This is a genomic window from Pseudolabrys sp. FHR47 (genome assembly GCF_005153485.1).
GTDB lineage: Bacteria > Pseudomonadota > Alphaproteobacteria > Rhizobiales > Xanthobacteraceae > Pseudolabrys.
Window position 1 is genome coordinate 955,266 of record NZ_CP039740.1, and the last position, 13,981, is coordinate 969,246.

General features: G+C 63.4%; 17 protein-coding genes. 12 read left to right on the top strand and 5 right to left on the bottom strand.

Going from position 1 to position 13,981, the window contains the following annotated elements:
- Positions 1 to 51: 51 nt before the first annotated feature.
- Positions 52 to 273 carry a hypothetical protein gene (locus tag E8Q40_RS04735; protein WP_137043301.1) on the top strand — a complete coding sequence of 74 codons (222 nt, stop codon included), beginning with the start codon at positions 52 to 54 and terminating at the stop codon, positions 271 to 273.
- Positions 274 to 307: 34 nt separating this feature from the next.
- Positions 308 to 910, top strand: coding sequence for an SCO family protein (locus tag E8Q40_RS04740; RefSeq protein ID WP_137043302.1), 603 nt, complete (start codon positions 308 to 310; stop codon positions 908 to 910).
- On the opposite strand, the gene E8Q40_RS04745 is transcribed toward E8Q40_RS04740, so the two are convergent.
- Positions 861 to 2,936, bottom strand: a complete 2,076-nt coding sequence (locus tag E8Q40_RS04745) for a glycosyltransferase (RefSeq protein ID WP_137043303.1) — start codon at positions 2,934 to 2,936, stop codon at positions 861 to 863. The genes E8Q40_RS04740 and E8Q40_RS04745 overlap by 50 nt on opposite strands.
- A gap of 129 nt (positions 2,937 to 3,065) precedes the next feature.
- Here E8Q40_RS04745 and E8Q40_RS04750 point away from each other — a divergent pair, with 129 nt between their 5' ends.
- From E8Q40_RS04750 to E8Q40_RS22100, 6 genes are all read left to right on the top strand, one after another.
- Positions 3,066 to 3,260 carry a twin transmembrane helix small protein gene (locus E8Q40_RS04750; protein ID WP_137043304.1) on the top strand — a complete coding sequence of 65 codons (195 nt, stop codon included), beginning with the start codon at positions 3,066 to 3,068 and terminating at the stop codon, positions 3,258 to 3,260.
- Positions 3,261 to 3,328: 68 nt separating this feature from the next.
- Positions 3,329 to 3,901, top strand: coding sequence for a cob(I)yrinic acid a,c-diamide adenosyltransferase (locus tag E8Q40_RS04755; RefSeq protein WP_137043305.1), 573 nt, complete (start codon positions 3,329 to 3,331; stop codon positions 3,899 to 3,901).
- A gap of 98 nt (positions 3,902 to 3,999) precedes the next feature.
- A complete protein-coding gene (locus E8Q40_RS04760; RefSeq protein WP_137043306.1) occupies positions 4,000 to 4,749 on the top strand; it encodes an electron transfer flavoprotein subunit beta/FixA family protein in 750 nt (249 codons plus the stop codon).
- 2 nt (positions 4,750 to 4,751) lie between these two features.
- Positions 4,752 to 5,696: an electron transfer flavoprotein subunit alpha/FixB family protein gene (locus E8Q40_RS04765; RefSeq protein WP_137043307.1), complete on the top strand. Its 945-nt coding sequence runs from the start codon at positions 4,752 to 4,754 to the stop codon at positions 5,694 to 5,696.
- 166 nt (positions 5,697 to 5,862) lie between these two features.
- Positions 5,863 to 6,744 carry a 3-hydroxybutyryl-CoA dehydrogenase gene (locus tag E8Q40_RS04770; RefSeq protein WP_137043308.1) on the top strand — a complete coding sequence of 294 codons (882 nt, stop codon included), beginning with the start codon at positions 5,863 to 5,865 and terminating at the stop codon, positions 6,742 to 6,744.
- 22 nt (positions 6,745 to 6,766) lie between these two features.
- On the top strand, positions 6,767 to 7,738 hold the full coding sequence (locus tag E8Q40_RS22100) for a hypothetical protein (protein ID WP_205995691.1): 972 nt from the start codon (positions 6,767 to 6,769) through the stop codon (positions 7,736 to 7,738).
- A 174-nt stretch (positions 7,739 to 7,912) separates the two neighbouring features.
- Here the strand turns inward: E8Q40_RS22100 and E8Q40_RS04780 are convergent, their stop codons facing one another.
- From E8Q40_RS04780 to E8Q40_RS04795, 3 genes are read right to left on the bottom strand one after another with little or no spacing between them, the layout of a single operon-like run.
- Positions 7,913 to 8,548, bottom strand: coding sequence for a glutathione S-transferase family protein (locus E8Q40_RS04780; RefSeq protein WP_137043309.1), 636 nt, complete (start codon positions 8,546 to 8,548; stop codon positions 7,913 to 7,915).
- Positions 8,549 to 8,565: 17 nt separating this feature from the next.
- Positions 8,566 to 9,399 (bottom strand): SRPBCC domain-containing protein, encoded by an 834-nt coding sequence (locus E8Q40_RS22400; RefSeq protein WP_370455230.1) that lies wholly within the window; start codon positions 9,397 to 9,399, stop codon positions 8,566 to 8,568.
- Positions 9,291 to 9,728, bottom strand: a complete 438-nt coding sequence (locus tag E8Q40_RS04795; RefSeq protein WP_137043310.1) for a helix-turn-helix transcriptional regulator — start codon at positions 9,726 to 9,728, stop codon at positions 9,291 to 9,293. The genes E8Q40_RS22400 and E8Q40_RS04795 overlap by 109 nt, the downstream gene beginning before the upstream one ends.
- Before the next feature lie 117 nt (positions 9,729 to 9,845).
- Here E8Q40_RS04795 and E8Q40_RS04800 point away from each other — a divergent pair, with 117 nt between their 5' ends.
- Positions 9,846 to 10,097 carry a hypothetical protein gene (locus E8Q40_RS04800; protein ID WP_137043311.1) on the top strand — a complete coding sequence of 84 codons (252 nt, stop codon included), beginning with the start codon at positions 9,846 to 9,848 and terminating at the stop codon, positions 10,095 to 10,097.
- Positions 10,098 to 10,118: 21 nt separating this feature from the next.
- Here E8Q40_RS04800 and E8Q40_RS04805 read toward each other — a convergent pair whose 3' ends face one another.
- Positions 10,119 to 10,799, bottom strand: coding sequence for a TlpA disulfide reductase family protein (locus tag E8Q40_RS04805; RefSeq protein WP_137043312.1), 681 nt, complete (start codon positions 10,797 to 10,799; stop codon positions 10,119 to 10,121).
- A 76-nt stretch (positions 10,800 to 10,875) separates the two neighbouring features.
- Between E8Q40_RS04805 and argH the strand changes: the two genes are divergently transcribed.
- The 3 genes from argH to lysA are packed head-to-tail and all read left to right on the top strand — an operon-like array spanning position 10,876 to position 13,905.
- Positions 10,876 to 12,267, top strand: a complete 1,392-nt coding sequence (gene argH, locus E8Q40_RS04810; protein ID WP_137043313.1) for an argininosuccinate lyase — start codon at positions 10,876 to 10,878, stop codon at positions 12,265 to 12,267.
- Positions 12,268 to 12,308: 41 nt separating this feature from the next.
- Complete coding sequence (locus tag E8Q40_RS04815; protein WP_137043314.1) at positions 12,309 to 12,611, top strand: lipoprotein; 303 nt, start codon at positions 12,309 to 12,311, stop codon at positions 12,609 to 12,611.
- Between the two features lie 28 nt (positions 12,612 to 12,639).
- A complete protein-coding gene (gene lysA / locus E8Q40_RS04820; RefSeq protein ID WP_137043315.1) occupies positions 12,640 to 13,905 on the top strand; it encodes a diaminopimelate decarboxylase in 1,266 nt (421 codons plus the stop codon).
- Positions 13,906 to 13,981 lie beyond the last annotated feature (76 nt).

The following is a 13,981-nucleotide window of genomic DNA, read 5'->3' on the forward strand; positions in this document are numbered from 1 at the left end:
GCGATCATTGCGGGACGCGGCGATCCGCCTTATGTAAATTTGGTGCCTCGGATGGCCTTGTTCCAGATGCCAATCGGCGTCGCGATGTCGAATGGTGTTCCGATAGGGGGCTGGATGCCGGTTTCAGCGCAAACCTCGACGATCCCCTGGCCTGCGCTGGTTCTTTCGCTGGCCGGAGGCATTCTTGTCGCCGCCACCATTGGTCTGTGGGCCTATTTTGGCAGCACCGTTTTCTTCGAAATGGTGCGCAATGGACTGGCGGCGTGTTTTTGAGCGTCGAGTCCCCTTCTGACGGAATGCCCTGCCGATGACGACCTCCCGCTCCACTCACCTGCTGCTGGTTCTGGCCGCTTTTCTCACCGGCCTCGGCCTGTTCCTCGGCGCGCTTTGGTACGCGACCGGCAATTTCGGCAACAACGCGGTTTCGAGTGCATCGGCTGTCGGGGGCCCGTTCAAGCTGGTCAACCAGAACGGCCAGCCGATCACCGATGAGGATTTCAAGGGCAAGCCGCTTCTCATATTCTTCGGCTTCACGCATTGTCCTGACGTTTGCCCGACCACTTTGTTCGAGGTGTCGGAGATGTTCCGCGCGCTCGGCAAGGACGCCGATCGCGTCAACGCGCTGTTCATCTCGGTCGATCCCGAGCGCGACACGCCGGCGTTGATGAAGGACTATCTGTCGAGTTTCGATCCGCACCTGATGGCGGCGACCGGCGATCGCGCGGCTGTCGATGTCGCGATCAAGGCTTATCGTGTCTACGCCAAGAAGATCCCGACCAAGGGTGACGACTACACGATGGACCACACCGCCATCGTCTATCTGATGGACAAGCAGGGCCGCTTCGTTGCGCCGTTCAATCTCAAGCGCTCGCCCGCCGAGGCGGCCGCCGATCTGCGGAAGTTCCTGTAGCGACCGCGTTGATCGTCGGCAGGCGTCCGCTGTCCTTGGCCAGCCTGAGATCGCTGTCGAGGTCGGCAAGCGCTTTGCTCAGACGCACAGCGCGCCGTGACGAACGCGCCAGGCCGTGTTCGGTCTTCTCCCAGGCGAACGGCGTGGTGAACAACTGATAGAGCGCGCGCCAGGCTGCGACCGACAGAAGCACCCAGTGCAGCGGCGTCAGCGCAAGAACCCAGGCCGACGACCGCAGGCCGCGGCGCGAAAGCCCCAGCCATCCAATGGCGGCCGAACTGAGATAACCGAACACGGCCGTGGCACCGTAGAGCGGGAACAGAACGGTCGAGACATGATCGCCATTCGAGGTGTCGGCGCTTTGGAACGCCCCACTGATCAGCGCTACCACGAAGAGCGGATGGACAAGCGCCCCCAGCACATTGCCGCCGACCATGAGATGAAAGGCGGCGAAGCCCGCCGGACCCAGCTGCCGTAACAACGCCACGGGTTCGCGCATATGGACCAGCCAGGTCTGCATCCAGCCTTTGAACCAGCGGGTGCGCTGGCGCAGCCAGGCTCCGATACGCGCCGGCGCTTCTTCGTAGGTGGTGGAGCGGATCATGCCGGTGCGATAACCGAATCGCGCCAGCCGCATGCCGAGATCGGCATCCTCGGTGACATTGAACGGATCCCAGGCGCCGGCCTTGCGCAGGGTCTCGGTGTGGAAATGATTGGATGAGCCGCCGAGCGGTAGCGGCAGGCCCAGCGCCGCAAGGCCCGGCATGAAGACGTCGAACTGGCCGGTATATTCGGCGGTGTAGTAGCCGGTGAGCCAGCTGTCGTCGGTGTTGTCGATGCACAGCCGTGCCTGCACACAGGCGAGATCGGCGGGGCCGGCGAGAAAGGCTTGCAGCGCGCGGCGTAGTTGGCCGGGGTCAGGCCGGTCCTCGGCGTCGTAGATCACCGTATAAGTACCGCGCGCGAAAGGCAGCGCGACATTGAGTGCTTTGGGCTTGGTGCGCGGGCCTTGCGGCGGCACCGGAATGACGGTGATCGGGAATTTGGTTCGGGTCGCGGCGAGCGCGGCGCGGGTGTCGCGGTCGTCGGCTTCCACCGCGATGATGATGTCCAGTTTTTCTGGCGGGTAGTCGAGCCGTTCGATGGCCGCGAGCAGACCGGCGACAGACCTAGCCTCGCGATAGAGCGCGGCAACGACGGTGTAGACCGGCAAGGCGCTGTCCGGCAGCAGCCGATCGGGCGGCGGCGGACGTTCGCCGACGAAAGCGCCCGTCAGGCGCAGGCCGAGCCACGCCAGAAACGCGGCCGACAGCAGCAGTTCAATAGTCATCTGGGTGAGTGCGGGGGCCGCGACCGCCGCCCCCGTCAGGAGCGCCGCCATTGTGGTGAGCACGGCGAGGCCGTTCCGGCCAAAGTGGCCCTTGGCCGCCAGCGCTGGCCAGCGCGCGGCAAGATTGCTGGTCGCCGCTGAGACTAGGGCAGGACCGCCGACTCGCACGACAAATCGGTTCATCCGCTCGGACGTGGTGAGCCGCAGACGTGCCGCGTAGGCCGGATCGCGGCGGATCAGCCGGATCAGACCGCGCGCGGCGAGACCGCGAGGCGCGACGACAACGAACGGCGCGCCACTTTCATCGGTCAGCGACAGCAAACCGCCGGCCGCCTTCGCGACAAGTGTCCTGTCGTCGAGCGGGCTATCGGCGCGGATCTTGTCGTCGAGCGGTTCGAAATCGATGCCCAGGTCGGACGCCAGCGCCCGCACATAGCTTTCCTCTTCCATGGCGCGGGCGGTGATGAGGGTGCGGTCGGCGCCGATGCCCAGGCGGTCAGCGCGCAGCGCCGCCCAGGCCAGCGTCGCGGCCGGGAGCAGTCGGCGGACGCAATCGAGTTCGGGATGATCGCCGGTATAGCCTGCATGAGCAGAGGGCAGGCCACCCGGAAAGGCGGTCAGAGGCTCCCGGCCGGGCGTTCTGGCGCGCGCCGCCCTTGAGCGCCCTGGCGCTCGTTCCCCTGGGTCAAGCCTCATTGCCGTCCCCCGATCAGCCCTGCACGCTGCGCTCGGAATTACCACAAATACAACTTAATGGCGAGAATGGATGTGCCCAGCGCCCCACGCCTCTGGCCCGGGCCCGGGGAGGGTGGTATGAGGCCGGCCATGTCCGATTTTCTCTCCCATTTCGCCGTTCCCGCCGCGATCCTCGCCGTCGGCGTCGTGCTGGTGCTCGGCCTCATCAATATGATGCGGGGCGGTTCCCCGAACCGCTCCCAGAAGCTGATGCGGCTGCGCGTCCTCCTGCAATTCGTTGCCATCGTTGTCATCATGGCCACGATCTGGGTGATGCGCGGCTAAGACGCGCTGCGCTGGTTCTATCGTCGCGATGTGAACCGGCCGCCCCTATTGCGCTTGAGAGGGTTTGAATGGTCGTCCTGAACCGCATCTACACCCGCACCGGCGACGACGGCACCACCGCACTCGGCTCCGGCGACCGGCGCAAAAAATACGATTTGCGAGTGGAGGCTTACGGCACCCTGGACGAGGTCAATTCCGTCATCGGGCTGGTCCGGCTGCACACCGCCGCCGATCAGGCTCTGGATGCCGCGCTGGGACACATTCAGAACGACTTGTTCGATGTTGAAGCCGATCTGTGCCTCGCCGAGAAAGGGCCGGGCGGCGCGCGGCTGACCGTCACCGATGCGCAGGTGGAATGGCTCGAGCGCGAAATCGACCGGCTCAACGCGGATCTGGCGCCGCTCAAATCCTTCATCCTGCCCGGCGGCAGCGCGGCTTCGGCTTACCTGCACCTCGCGCGCACCGTGTGTCGGCGCGCCGAACGCATCATGGTCAGGCTTCGCGACACCGACCGGGACGGGGTCTCGGAACCGTCGCTGAAATACGTCAACCGGCTGTCGGATTATCTGTTCGTCGCCGGCCGCTATGCCAACGACAAGGGCGCCAGCGATGTGCTGTGGGCGCCGGGGAAGAACCGCTGACCTGCCATTGCGCCGCAGCACAGGCGTTGACAGGCCAATACTGCGGCCATTAGCTAGCGCCCGCATTTCATGAGATGGCCCCGACCGGGAAAGACATTATGAAAATTCTGGTGCCCGTAAAACGGGTTGTCGACTACAACGTCAAAATTCGCGTCAAGGCGGACGGCTCGGGTGTCGAGCTCGCCAACATCAAGATGTCGATGAATCCCTTCGACGAAATTGCCGTCGAGGAAGCGATCCGGCTCAAGGAAGCCGGCAAGGCCACCGAAATCGTCGTCGTGTCGATCGGGCCGCAGCAAGCCTCCGAAACCATCCGCACCGCGCTGGCCATGGGCGCCGATCGCGGCATCCTCGTGAAAGCTGACGGTGTCGTCGAGCCGCTCAGCGTCGCCAAGATCCTCAAGGGCATTGTCGCGGCCGAACAGCCGGGCCTTGTCATCATGGGCAAGCAGGCGATCGACGACGATAGCAACCAGACCGGCCAGATGCTCGCCGCCTTGCTCGGCTGGGCGCAGGGCACTTTCGCCTCCAAGCTCGCTATCGACGGCGACAGCGTGAGCGTGACGCGTGAAGTCGACGGCGGCCTGCAGACCGTGAAGCTCAAGGGTCCGGCCATTGTGACTACCGATCTGCGCCTCAACGAGCCGCGCTACGCGTCGCTGCCGAACATCATGAAGGCGAAGAAGAAGCCGATCGATGAAAAGACCGCCGCCGATTACGGCGTCGATACGAAGCCGCGCCTCGAAATCATCAAGACCACTGAGCCGTCGGGCCGCAAGGCCGGCGTCAAGGTCGGCTCGGTCGCCGAACTCGTCTCCAAGCTCAAGAACGAAGCGGGAGTAATCTGATCATGACGACGCTTCTTCTCGCCGAGCACGACAACAAGTCGCTCAAGGACGCCACCCACAAGGCGTTGACCGCGGCCAAGCAACTCGGCGGCGACGTCCATGTCCTCGTTGCCGGCAAAGACGCCAAGGCCGCGGCCGATGCCGCCGCCAAGCTTGACGGCGTCGCCAAAGTGCTGCTCGCCGATGCCCCGGCTTACGAGCATCAGCTCGCCGAGCCGCTGGCCGCGCTGATCGTCTCGCTTGCCGGTTCCTACGATGCGCTGGTGGCGCCGGCGACCACGTCGGGCAAGAACGTGATGCCGCGCGTTGCGGCATTGCTCGACGTCATGCAGATCTCGGAAATTACCAAGGTGGTCGCGCCCGACACATTCGAGCGTCCGATCTATGCCGGCAACGCCATCCAGACGGTGAGGTCGCTGGACGCCAAGAAGGTCATCACGGTGCGGACCTCGACCTTCCAGGCGGCGGGTGAGGGCGGCTCGGCTTCGGTCGAGAACGCGGCCGCGGCCGCCGATCCGGCGGTATCGTCTTTCGTCGGCGAGGAACTGTCGAAGTCCGATCGTCCCGAACTGACCTCGGCCAAGATCATCATCTCCGGTGGCCGCGCGATGCAGAACCGCGAAAACTTCACCAAGTACATCGAGCCGGTGGCCGACAAACTCGGCGCGGCGATGGGCGCCTCGCGCGCCGCCGTCGACGCCGGCTATGCGCCGAACGATTGGCAGGTCGGTCAGACCGGCAAGGTCGTGGCGCCGGAACTCTACATTGCCGTTGGTATCTCGGGCGCGATCCAGCATCTCGCCGGTATGAAGGACTCCAAGGTCATCGTCGCCATCAACAAGGATGAAGAAGCGCCGATCTTTCAGGTTGCTGATTACGGCCTGGTCGCGGACCTCTATACCGCACTGCCGGAATTGGCGGAGGAACTGGGTAAAGCCGGACGTTGATCGGCCGGCGCTGATGTTTTCGGATTGCGTGTTCAACACCGGTTCATGATGGCCATGGTCCCTTCAGGCTGTGGCGACTTGTTCCGGTGGCGCAGCGCCGCGGTTCGGCGTAAATACGGGGCGGATGGGGCTGCCCCGCAAGGGACAAGAACAAATCGGATCAGAAATGAGCGCCACTATTAAGACTGTCGGGGTAATCGGCGCGGGGCAGATGGGCAACGGCATCGCCCATGTCTGCGCGCTCGCCGGCTTCGACGTGAAGCTCAACGACATTTCGGCCGATCGCATCAAGGCCGGCATGGCCACGATCAACGGCAACATGGCCCGTCAGGTCTCGAAGAAGACCATCACGGAAGACGAGCGCAAGGCGGCGCTCGGACGCATCGGCGCCGCCGAGAAATTCGAAGACCTCGGCGCCTGCGACCTGGTCATCGAGTCGGCGATCGAGAAGGAAGAGGCCAAGCGCAAGATTTTCGCCGATCTGTGTCCGGTGCTGAAGCCAGAGGCCATCGTCGCCTCCAACACTTCGTCGATCTCGATCACGCGTCTCGCGTCCTCGACCGATCGGCCCGAGCGATTCATCGGCATTCACTTTATGAATCCGGTGCCGCTGATGGAGCTCGTCGAGCTGATCCGTGGCATCGCCACCGACGACGCCACCTTCGAGACCAGCAAGACCTTCGTCTCCAAGCTGCACAAGACGATTGCAGTGTCGGAAGACTTCCCGGCCTTCATCGTCAACCGCATCCTGCTGCCGATGATCAACGAGGCGATCTACACGCTGTACGAAGGCGTCGGCAACGTCGAGGCGATCGACACCGCCATGCGTCTCGGCGCGCATCATCCGATGGGGCCGCTCGAACTGGCCGACTTCATCGGCCTCGACACCTGCCTGTCGGTCATGCAGGTGCTGCACGAAGGCCTCGCGGATTCGAAGTATCGCCCGTGCCCGCTGCTGGTGAAATACGTCGAAGCCGGCTGGCTCGGCCGCAAGACCCAGCGCGGCTTCTACGACTATCGCGGCGACAAGCCCGTTCCGACGCGCTGAGCGCAATGTAGGGAGCGGTGACATGAATAAGGTCATCGTCTCCCTCTTTGGTGCAGAGAATTTTGCGTGGCAGCGGTGCCTCGCGAATAATGTTGTTTTGACAATCTCAGACGACGACCTCCGTTCTTATTGGACGGCAGGCGATCGTGACGGATTTGTCGCGTTTGCGCTTGCGAATAAGAAGACTCAGCGCGGAAACCAGCTAAACAAGTCAACAGCATCGAGGTGGTACGGGCTGCATTCGAATGTGGCCGCCACGAATGGCGATTATTGGCTTCATAGAGATGGCGACACGCTTTGGTGGACGGTCACAAAGGCTGACAGTTTTACTGTTACTCCGACTGGAGCGAGTGGCATTAATGGCGTCCCGCAGAGTTATTTGGAGAAGCCTTGCGAGCCTTGGTTGAAGGTGGATCTTAGGGGTGATGCGTTAGCGTGGAGCGCGCTTCATCCAAAAGCAAAGAATTTCCTGACTACCCAGAGCACACAAAGTTCCCTCTCGGGGGAGAAGCGTGACTATGCCTTAGCTCTTCTCCGCGGGGATGACTTAAGCTCTTGGCATCAGAAGCTCGAATGGCGTCGCGCTGCGGGATTTCAGGGCGCAGCCGCAGGGTTGCTTCAAGCAAAGCGTCGTGCGATTTCGCGGATGGTGAGTACGGTGCGAAATACCGTCGCGCGTGCCAACGGTCAGTTGGTTGAGCGCGTACAAAAGAACAAAGAGTTGCGCATGACGGACGAGGAGCTCTCTCAACTCATCGAGACGCTGGCCGACGAGCAGGGAGGTTTGTGCGCTTTGTCTGGGATTCCGCTGCAGTTCGATGGCTTTGAGACTGACACGCGGTTGCGTTGCTCGTTGGACCGGAAAGATAGTGACGGTCACTATGAGTATGGAAACTTGCAGCTAGTTTGTGCATTTATTAACAAATGGAAATCCGACGAAAGTGACGATGAATTCAAGCGGCTATTGAAAATAGTACGCAAAAGTCATCACTGATGAATTACGGCAATGCGGGCACGCTAGGTCAGGCTGGCGCTATGTGCAGATGAAGCCTGTGAACGTAAATTGGTAAAAATCGCTCGTCTTATCGGACAACTTCAGCGGTTGATCCCGGACGCGGCGCACCACTGCGCTGCGCTTCGTGCTGTGCCGCGTCCGGGACACGTGCCCTCACGCCGCCGCGGCCGGTCGTTGCGGCGCCGTTTCCTTCCAGCACGGCAGCGACGTAACGCGGCCGAACCAATCGTGCAGTTTCGGATAATCGGCGAGGGGAATGCCGGCGCGCTCGAAATAGACCAGCGGCCCGGCAATCGAGAAGTCGGCGAGTGTGATGGCGTTGCCGACGAGGTAAGGCTGCGCGGCGAAATGCTTGTCCAGCAACTTGGCGTCGCGCGCGAAGTTTTCGAGCGCGCGGGATATCACCGTCTCGTCCGGCGGCCCGGCGCCGAGCACTTGTTTGACCAGACGCTCGAACACCACGGGAACGCAGGATTCTTTCTCCCAGTGCGCCAGCATCCAGCTTTGCCATCGCACGATGTCGGCTCGGGTGCGCGCATCGTCGGGCCATAACGTGTTCGGCTTCTGGCCGGCGAGATACTGAATGATTGCCGTCGTCTCCCACAGCGTGAAGTCGCCGTCGATCAGCGTCGGCGTGCGGCCGGTCGGATTGATCGCGCGATAGTCCGGCGCATGCTGCTGGCCCTTGGTCAGATCAACAAGCACGAACTCGAGTGGAATGCCGAGCTGGGCCGCGACGGCGCGCGCGACCCAGGTTCGCGGCGAAGGCGGGAATCCGTAAAGCTTCATTGTTGCTGTCTCCTCGTTCACATCGGTTTCGGTGTGAGCCAAGCGACCATCGCGCCGCCCGGCTGCTGCAGTACGGCCATGCGGCCGACGCCAGGGATGTCCTGCGGCGGCCGGCCTTCTCTGGCGCCGGCGGCGAGCGCGACCTTGAGGCGTGCATCGACATCGTCAACGGCGATGTAAGTGAGCCAGTGTTCTGGCACGCCCCGGCAGCGCGTATCGCTGCTCAGGTCGAAAATGCCGCCGATGCGCTCGTCGCCCTTCTTGATGACCCAGTAGGTAAAGTTCGGCATCGGACTGGCTTCGAAGGTCCAGCCGAGCGTGGCGCCGAGAAAGCGCTTGGCGCCTTCGACGTCGCGGGTATTGAGTTCGTTCCAGACGAACTTGCCGTGCGGTTTCTCCATGCCGTCGGTGTGGAGGAAGGTCTCGAGCCGAAGCATGGTGCCGGTCCAGCCTTCGTTGTGGCGATCGCGCGCTGCCTCGTCGAAGAACTGTTCGTGCAGTAGCGTCATCAGCGAACCGGCACCGTCGGGCTTCACCGTGACGGTCACCAGCGACTCGCGTTCCGGCGTCGATCGCCACGCCCAGGTGAACACCAGCTTTTCGTTGGGCACGATCTCACGATAGACGCCGCCGACATTGTGCTCGTCGTCGGCCATGATCATCGTGATGTCGTAACGCCCGCCGACGCGCAGATCGTTCCGTGCTTCACAACGGATGGCGCCCTGCGGTCCCATCCAGCGCATCATTTTTTGCGGGTCGGTCCAGGCCGCGAAGACCTTTTCGGGCGGGGCGCTGAATCGGCGCTTGAGGGTGAGGCTTGGCGAGATGCCTGGCTTGACGGCGGTGTCCATGAGTCTTCCTCCAGAAAGGCTTCAAGTCGGTCGAGGCCGTCGCTCCAGAAGCGCTGGTAGCGGTTGAGCCACTCATTGGCCTCGTGCATCGGCTCGGCATTGAGCCGGCAGGACACGACGCGGCCGCTCTTCTCGCGGGTGACGAGGCCGGCGTCTTTCAGCACGTCGAGGTGCTTCATGATCGCCGGCAGCGACATGGCGAACGGTTTGGCGAGGTCACTGACGCTGACCGCCTCGCTCTCGCTTAGCCGCGCCAGCAGCGCACGCCGGGTGGGGTCGGCGAGCGCGGCGAAGGTGCGGTCGAGCGTGACGGGTGAATAGTAAACCATATGGTTAAGTATAGGGGCGCGGCCGGCTGCGTCAAGTGGGCGCGGCGGCGAGGCGCCGGGCGATCAATATTGGTTAACGAAATGGGCTCAGGATCGCCGCTCACCGAGGGGGACGCCATGGCGGTCAAGATCGGCATTCAATTCGGCTGGAACGCACAGAATTCGGCGTACCAGAACTTCAAGACGCAGCGGTCGCGCATCGCCAAGTTCGCGAGCCAGTCGCAATCCGCCGCCAGTTCGGTCGGTAATGCGCTGGCGAGCGCCGCGACCAATCAGGTCAATGGCGAAAATACGATTGCCGGTCAGAGGGCCTATGCCCGCGTTCAGGCTGAACTGAAGGCCGCCCTGATGAAGAGATATTCGAGCTGAGAAGTCGCGCCGGGGCTGCGATCAGCCGCCGCGTTTCGACCCCGCCACCGCCGCCTCGATCAGCTTGATGGCGTCGTCGCTTGCCCAGGCGGCCGGGCCGGCGAGCGTGCCCAGTTCGCAGCCATTGCTGTCGATCAGCATCGTTGTCGGCATGCCGAAGGCGCGGCCGACCGCCTTCAACTCCTGAAACGCCTTGGCTTCCGGATCGGCGTAATAGGCCAGCCCGTGAATGCCGACCTCCTTGAACCAGGCTTTCGGCTTCTCAGGGTCGCGGGTGTCGATATTGATCGCCACCACCTGGAAATCGGCGCCGCCCTTCTTCTGCTCGAGCGCCTCGAGTGTCGGCATCTCCTCGCGGCACGGCACGCACCAGGTCGCCCACAGGTTCAGGAGCACGGTCTTGCCGCGGAAGTCCTCGAGCGTCTTGCGCGTGCCCGAGCCATCGTTGAAGGCCAGCGCCGGCACCTTGAGCGGCGCCTTGGCCATGTTGACCGCAGCGACCTCGCCCCGCGCCAAAGGCGTGATCTGCCGGGCCAGATCGACGGCGGGGCGGCAGGCGGCATCGGCGCCGGCCGTACCTTTGTTGCCTATCAGGGTGCTGATCCCGTATATCCCGCCCAGCCCGACGGCCACGCCGGCAATGCCTCCCGCCAGGACCATGGCGACGCGTTTCTTGGCGTGGGTGCGGGCGGCTTCGGTCATGATCGGCTTTGCATTCGCGGGGTGGGTTATGACGTCACAGGCCAGTATTCAGAGCGGCAGAGTTTAGAGCGACACGATGAGCAACAAAATGTGGGGCGGGCGGTTCGCCTCCGGTCCCGACGCCATCATGGAGGAAATCAACGCCTCCATCGACTTCGACCGGCATCTCTACCGCCAGGACATTGCCGCCTCCAAGGCCCATGCCGACATGCTGGCCAAGCAAGGCATCATTGCGGCGGACGATGCGAAAAAGATCGCTCACGGTCTAGACACGATCCTGTCAGAAATCGAGAGCGGCAAGTTCGCCTTCAATCGCGCGCTCGAAGACATCCACATGAACGTCGAGAGCCGTCTCACCGACATGATCGGCGCGCCGGCGGGCCGCCTGCACACCGCGCGCTCGCGCAACGATCAGGTCGCGACCGATTTTAAATTGTGGGTGCGCGACACCATCGACACGCTCGATGCGGCGCTGAGCCTCTATCAGATCGCGCTCGCCGAGAAGGCGCTCGAACACGCCGCGACCGTGATGCCGGGCTTCACCCATCTGCAGACCGCGCAGCCGGTGACCTTCGGCCACCACATGCTCGCGTATGTCGAGATGGCGGGACGCGACCGCGGCCGCTTTGCCGATGCGCGCAAGCGTCTCAATGAATCGCCGCTCGGCTCCGGCGCGCTCGCCGGTACCTCGTTCGATCTCGACCGCGACATGACGGCGGCCTCGCTCGGCTTCGACCGGCCGACCGCCAATTCGCTCGACGCCGTGTCCGACCGCGACTTCGCGCTGGAGACGCTCGCCGCGGCCTCGATCACGGCCATGCATCTGTCGCGCTTTGCCGAAGAGATCATCATCTGGACTTCGCCGCTCACCGGCCTCGTCAAGCTGTCGGACAAGTTCACCACCGGCTCGTCGATCATGCCGCAGAAGCGCAACCCGGATGCCGCCGAGCTGGTGCGCGCCAAGACCGGCCGCATCATCGGCGCGCTCAATGGTCTTCTGATTGTCATGAAGGGCCTGCCGCTCGCTTATGCCAAGGACATGCAGGAGGACAAGGAAGGCGTGATGGACGCGCTCTCCGCGCTCTCGCTTGCCATCGCGGCCATGACCGGCATGGTCAATGACCTCGTGCCCGACACCGCGAAGATGAAGAAGGCGGCGGGCGAGGGCTACGCCACCGCCACGGATCTGGCCGACTGGCTGGTGCGGACCTTCAACATTCCGTTCCGCGAGGCCCATCACATCACCGGCCGCATCGTCGCCGCCGCCTCGGCCAAGGGTGTGCCGCTGCACCGGCTGTCGCTCGAGGACATGAAGGCGGTCGAGCCGAAGATCACCGACGACGTGTTCAGCGTGCTGTCCGTCGATCGCTCGGTGAAGAGCCGCGTCAGCTATGGCGGCACTGCGCCGAAAAACGTCAAGGCGCAGGCCAAGAAGTGGCTGAAGAAGCTCGCCAAAGAGCGGGCCTGAGCGTGAAGCGGCCAAGATTGGCCATTATCCGGCGATTTGCTATGGTCGCGCCGTTTCGAGGAGTCCTGCCTTTGAGCCTTTTCACCGAGCGTGCCTTTCTCCGCCTTGCCCTCGTCGGCGCGCTCACCGCGTCGCTGGGGCTTGCCGCCTGCGGCCGCAAGGGCCCGCTCGACCCGCCGCCGAGTGCCTCGGCCGCGGACGCGCCGGCCGAGCAGCCGAAGCAGTCCTCGCTCAATCCCATGACCATGTCGCCGATGGGCAGTCCGAACCAGGGCGGGGGCAACATGCTGGAGACGCCGAAAGGGGAGAAAAAACGCATTTTCCTCGACGGCCTTTTGAACTAATTCCCGCGCGCTCTTATCGGTCGGCCCGATGCATCATTTCGATTATCGCGATGGCGTCCTCCACGCCGAGGACGTCAATCTTGTGACGCTGGCCGCCGAGGTCGGCACGCCGTTCTATTGCTATTCGACCGCGACCCTGGAGCGTCACTACCAGGTGTTCGCCGCCGCCTTTGCCGATGTTGATGCGCAGATCTGCTACGCGATGAAGGCCAACTCCAACCAGGCCGTCATCAGGACTCTGGCCAAGTTAGGCGCCGGCGCCGATGTCGTGTCGGGCGGTGAATTGAAGCGCGCCCGCGCCGCCGGCATTCCGCCGGAGAAGATCATGTTCTCCGGCGTCGGCAAAACCGCGCAGGAATTGGCGCTGGCGCTCGACGAAGGCATCTTCTGCATCAATGTCGAGTCCGAGCCCGAACTCGATCTGTTGTCGCAGGTCGCGGCGTCGAAGGGCCGCACCGCGCATGTCTCGGTGCGCGTCAATCCCGATGTCGACGCCAAGACCCACCACAAGATCGCGACCGGCAAGTCCGAGAACAAGTTCGGCATTCCGATCAGCCGCGCGCGCGAGGTCTATACGCATGCGGCGAAACTCAAGGGCATCAAGGTATCCGGCGTCGACATGCATATCGGCAGCCAGATCACCGACCTCGATCCGTTTGGCAACGCCTTCGCGCTGATGGCCGAGTTCGTGCGCGAACTGCGCGCCGACGGCCACACCATCTCGCATGTCGATTTCGGCGGCGGCTTGGGCATTCCCTATCGCGACGACAACGAACCGCCGCCGCTGCCGGACGCCTATGCCGACGTGGTCAAGCGCGCGGTCAAGGACCTCGGCTGCCGGCTGATTTTCGAGCCGGGCCGACTGCTGGTCGGCAATGCCGGCATCCTGGTCACGCGCGTCCTGTTCGTGAAGCACGGCGAGGACAAGCATTTCGTCATCGTCGATGCGGCGATGAACGACATGATCCGCCCGACTTTGTATGAGGCCTATCACGCCATCCGCCCGGTCACCTCGCCGGCGGCCTCGGCAAAGCGCATCCGCGCCGATATCGTCGGTCCGGTCTGCGAAAGCGGCGATTTCCTGGGGCTGGACCGCGAAATGGCGGAACCCGGCAGCGGCGACCTGCTGGCCGTCATGACCGCCGGCGCTTACGGCGCCGTGCAGGCGGGAACCTACAATACCCGGGCTTTGGTGCCGGAAGTACTGGTCAAGGGCGCCGATTGGGCCGTGGTTCGCCCCCGCCTTGAAGTTGACCAAATAATCGCGCTCGATCGCGTACCGGGCTGGCTTTAAGCGCGTTTTCAAGCCGTTTAAGCGCCTGACATTCTTGTTACCTGGCTCGCGACTTGCTTGCTGGTAAGCTTTGCGA

Excerpts from the sequence above, each read along its gene's own strand:
- E8Q40_RS04735 (WP_137043301.1), top strand. The coding sequence starts at position 52 with ATGGCCTTGTTCCAGATGCCAATCGGCGTCGCGATGTCGAATGGTGTT.
- E8Q40_RS04740 (WP_137043302.1), top strand. The coding sequence starts at position 308 with ATGACGACCTCCCGCTCCACTCACCTGCTGCTGGTTCTGGCCGCTTTT.
- E8Q40_RS04745 (WP_137043303.1), bottom strand. The coding sequence starts at position 2,936 with ATGAGGCTTGACCCAGGGGAACGAGCGCCAGGGCGCTCAAGGGCGGCG.
- E8Q40_RS04750 (WP_137043304.1), top strand. The coding sequence starts at position 3,066 with ATGTCCGATTTTCTCTCCCATTTCGCCGTTCCCGCCGCGATCCTCGCC.
- E8Q40_RS04755 (WP_137043305.1), top strand. The coding sequence starts at position 3,329 with ATGGTCGTCCTGAACCGCATCTACACCCGCACCGGCGACGACGGCACC.
- E8Q40_RS04760 (WP_137043306.1), top strand. The coding sequence starts at position 4,000 with ATGAAAATTCTGGTGCCCGTAAAACGGGTTGTCGACTACAACGTCAAA.
- E8Q40_RS04765 (WP_137043307.1), top strand. The coding sequence starts at position 4,752 with ATGACGACGCTTCTTCTCGCCGAGCACGACAACAAGTCGCTCAAGGAC.
- E8Q40_RS04770 (WP_137043308.1), top strand. The coding sequence starts at position 5,863 with ATGAGCGCCACTATTAAGACTGTCGGGGTAATCGGCGCGGGGCAGATG.
- E8Q40_RS22100 (WP_205995691.1), top strand. The coding sequence starts at position 6,767 with ATGAATAAGGTCATCGTCTCCCTCTTTGGTGCAGAGAATTTTGCGTGG.
- E8Q40_RS04780 (WP_137043309.1), bottom strand. The coding sequence starts at position 8,548 with ATGAAGCTTTACGGATTCCCGCCTTCGCCGCGAACCTGGGTCGCGCGC.
- E8Q40_RS22400 (WP_370455230.1), bottom strand. The coding sequence starts at position 9,399 with ATGGACACCGCCGTCAAGCCAGGCATCTCGCCAAGCCTCACCCTCAAG.
- E8Q40_RS04795 (WP_137043310.1), bottom strand. The coding sequence starts at position 9,728 with ATGGTTTACTATTCACCCGTCACGCTCGACCGCACCTTCGCCGCGCTC.
- E8Q40_RS04800 (WP_137043311.1), top strand. The coding sequence starts at position 9,846 with ATGGCGGTCAAGATCGGCATTCAATTCGGCTGGAACGCACAGAATTCG.
- E8Q40_RS04805 (WP_137043312.1), bottom strand. The coding sequence starts at position 10,799 with ATGACCGAAGCCGCCCGCACCCACGCCAAGAAACGCGTCGCCATGGTC.
- argH (WP_137043313.1), top strand. The coding sequence starts at position 10,876 with ATGAGCAACAAAATGTGGGGCGGGCGGTTCGCCTCCGGTCCCGACGCC.
- E8Q40_RS04815 (WP_137043314.1), top strand. The coding sequence starts at position 12,309 with ATGGTCGCGCCGTTTCGAGGAGTCCTGCCTTTGAGCCTTTTCACCGAG.
- lysA (WP_137043315.1), top strand. The coding sequence starts at position 12,640 with ATGCATCATTTCGATTATCGCGATGGCGTCCTCCACGCCGAGGACGTC.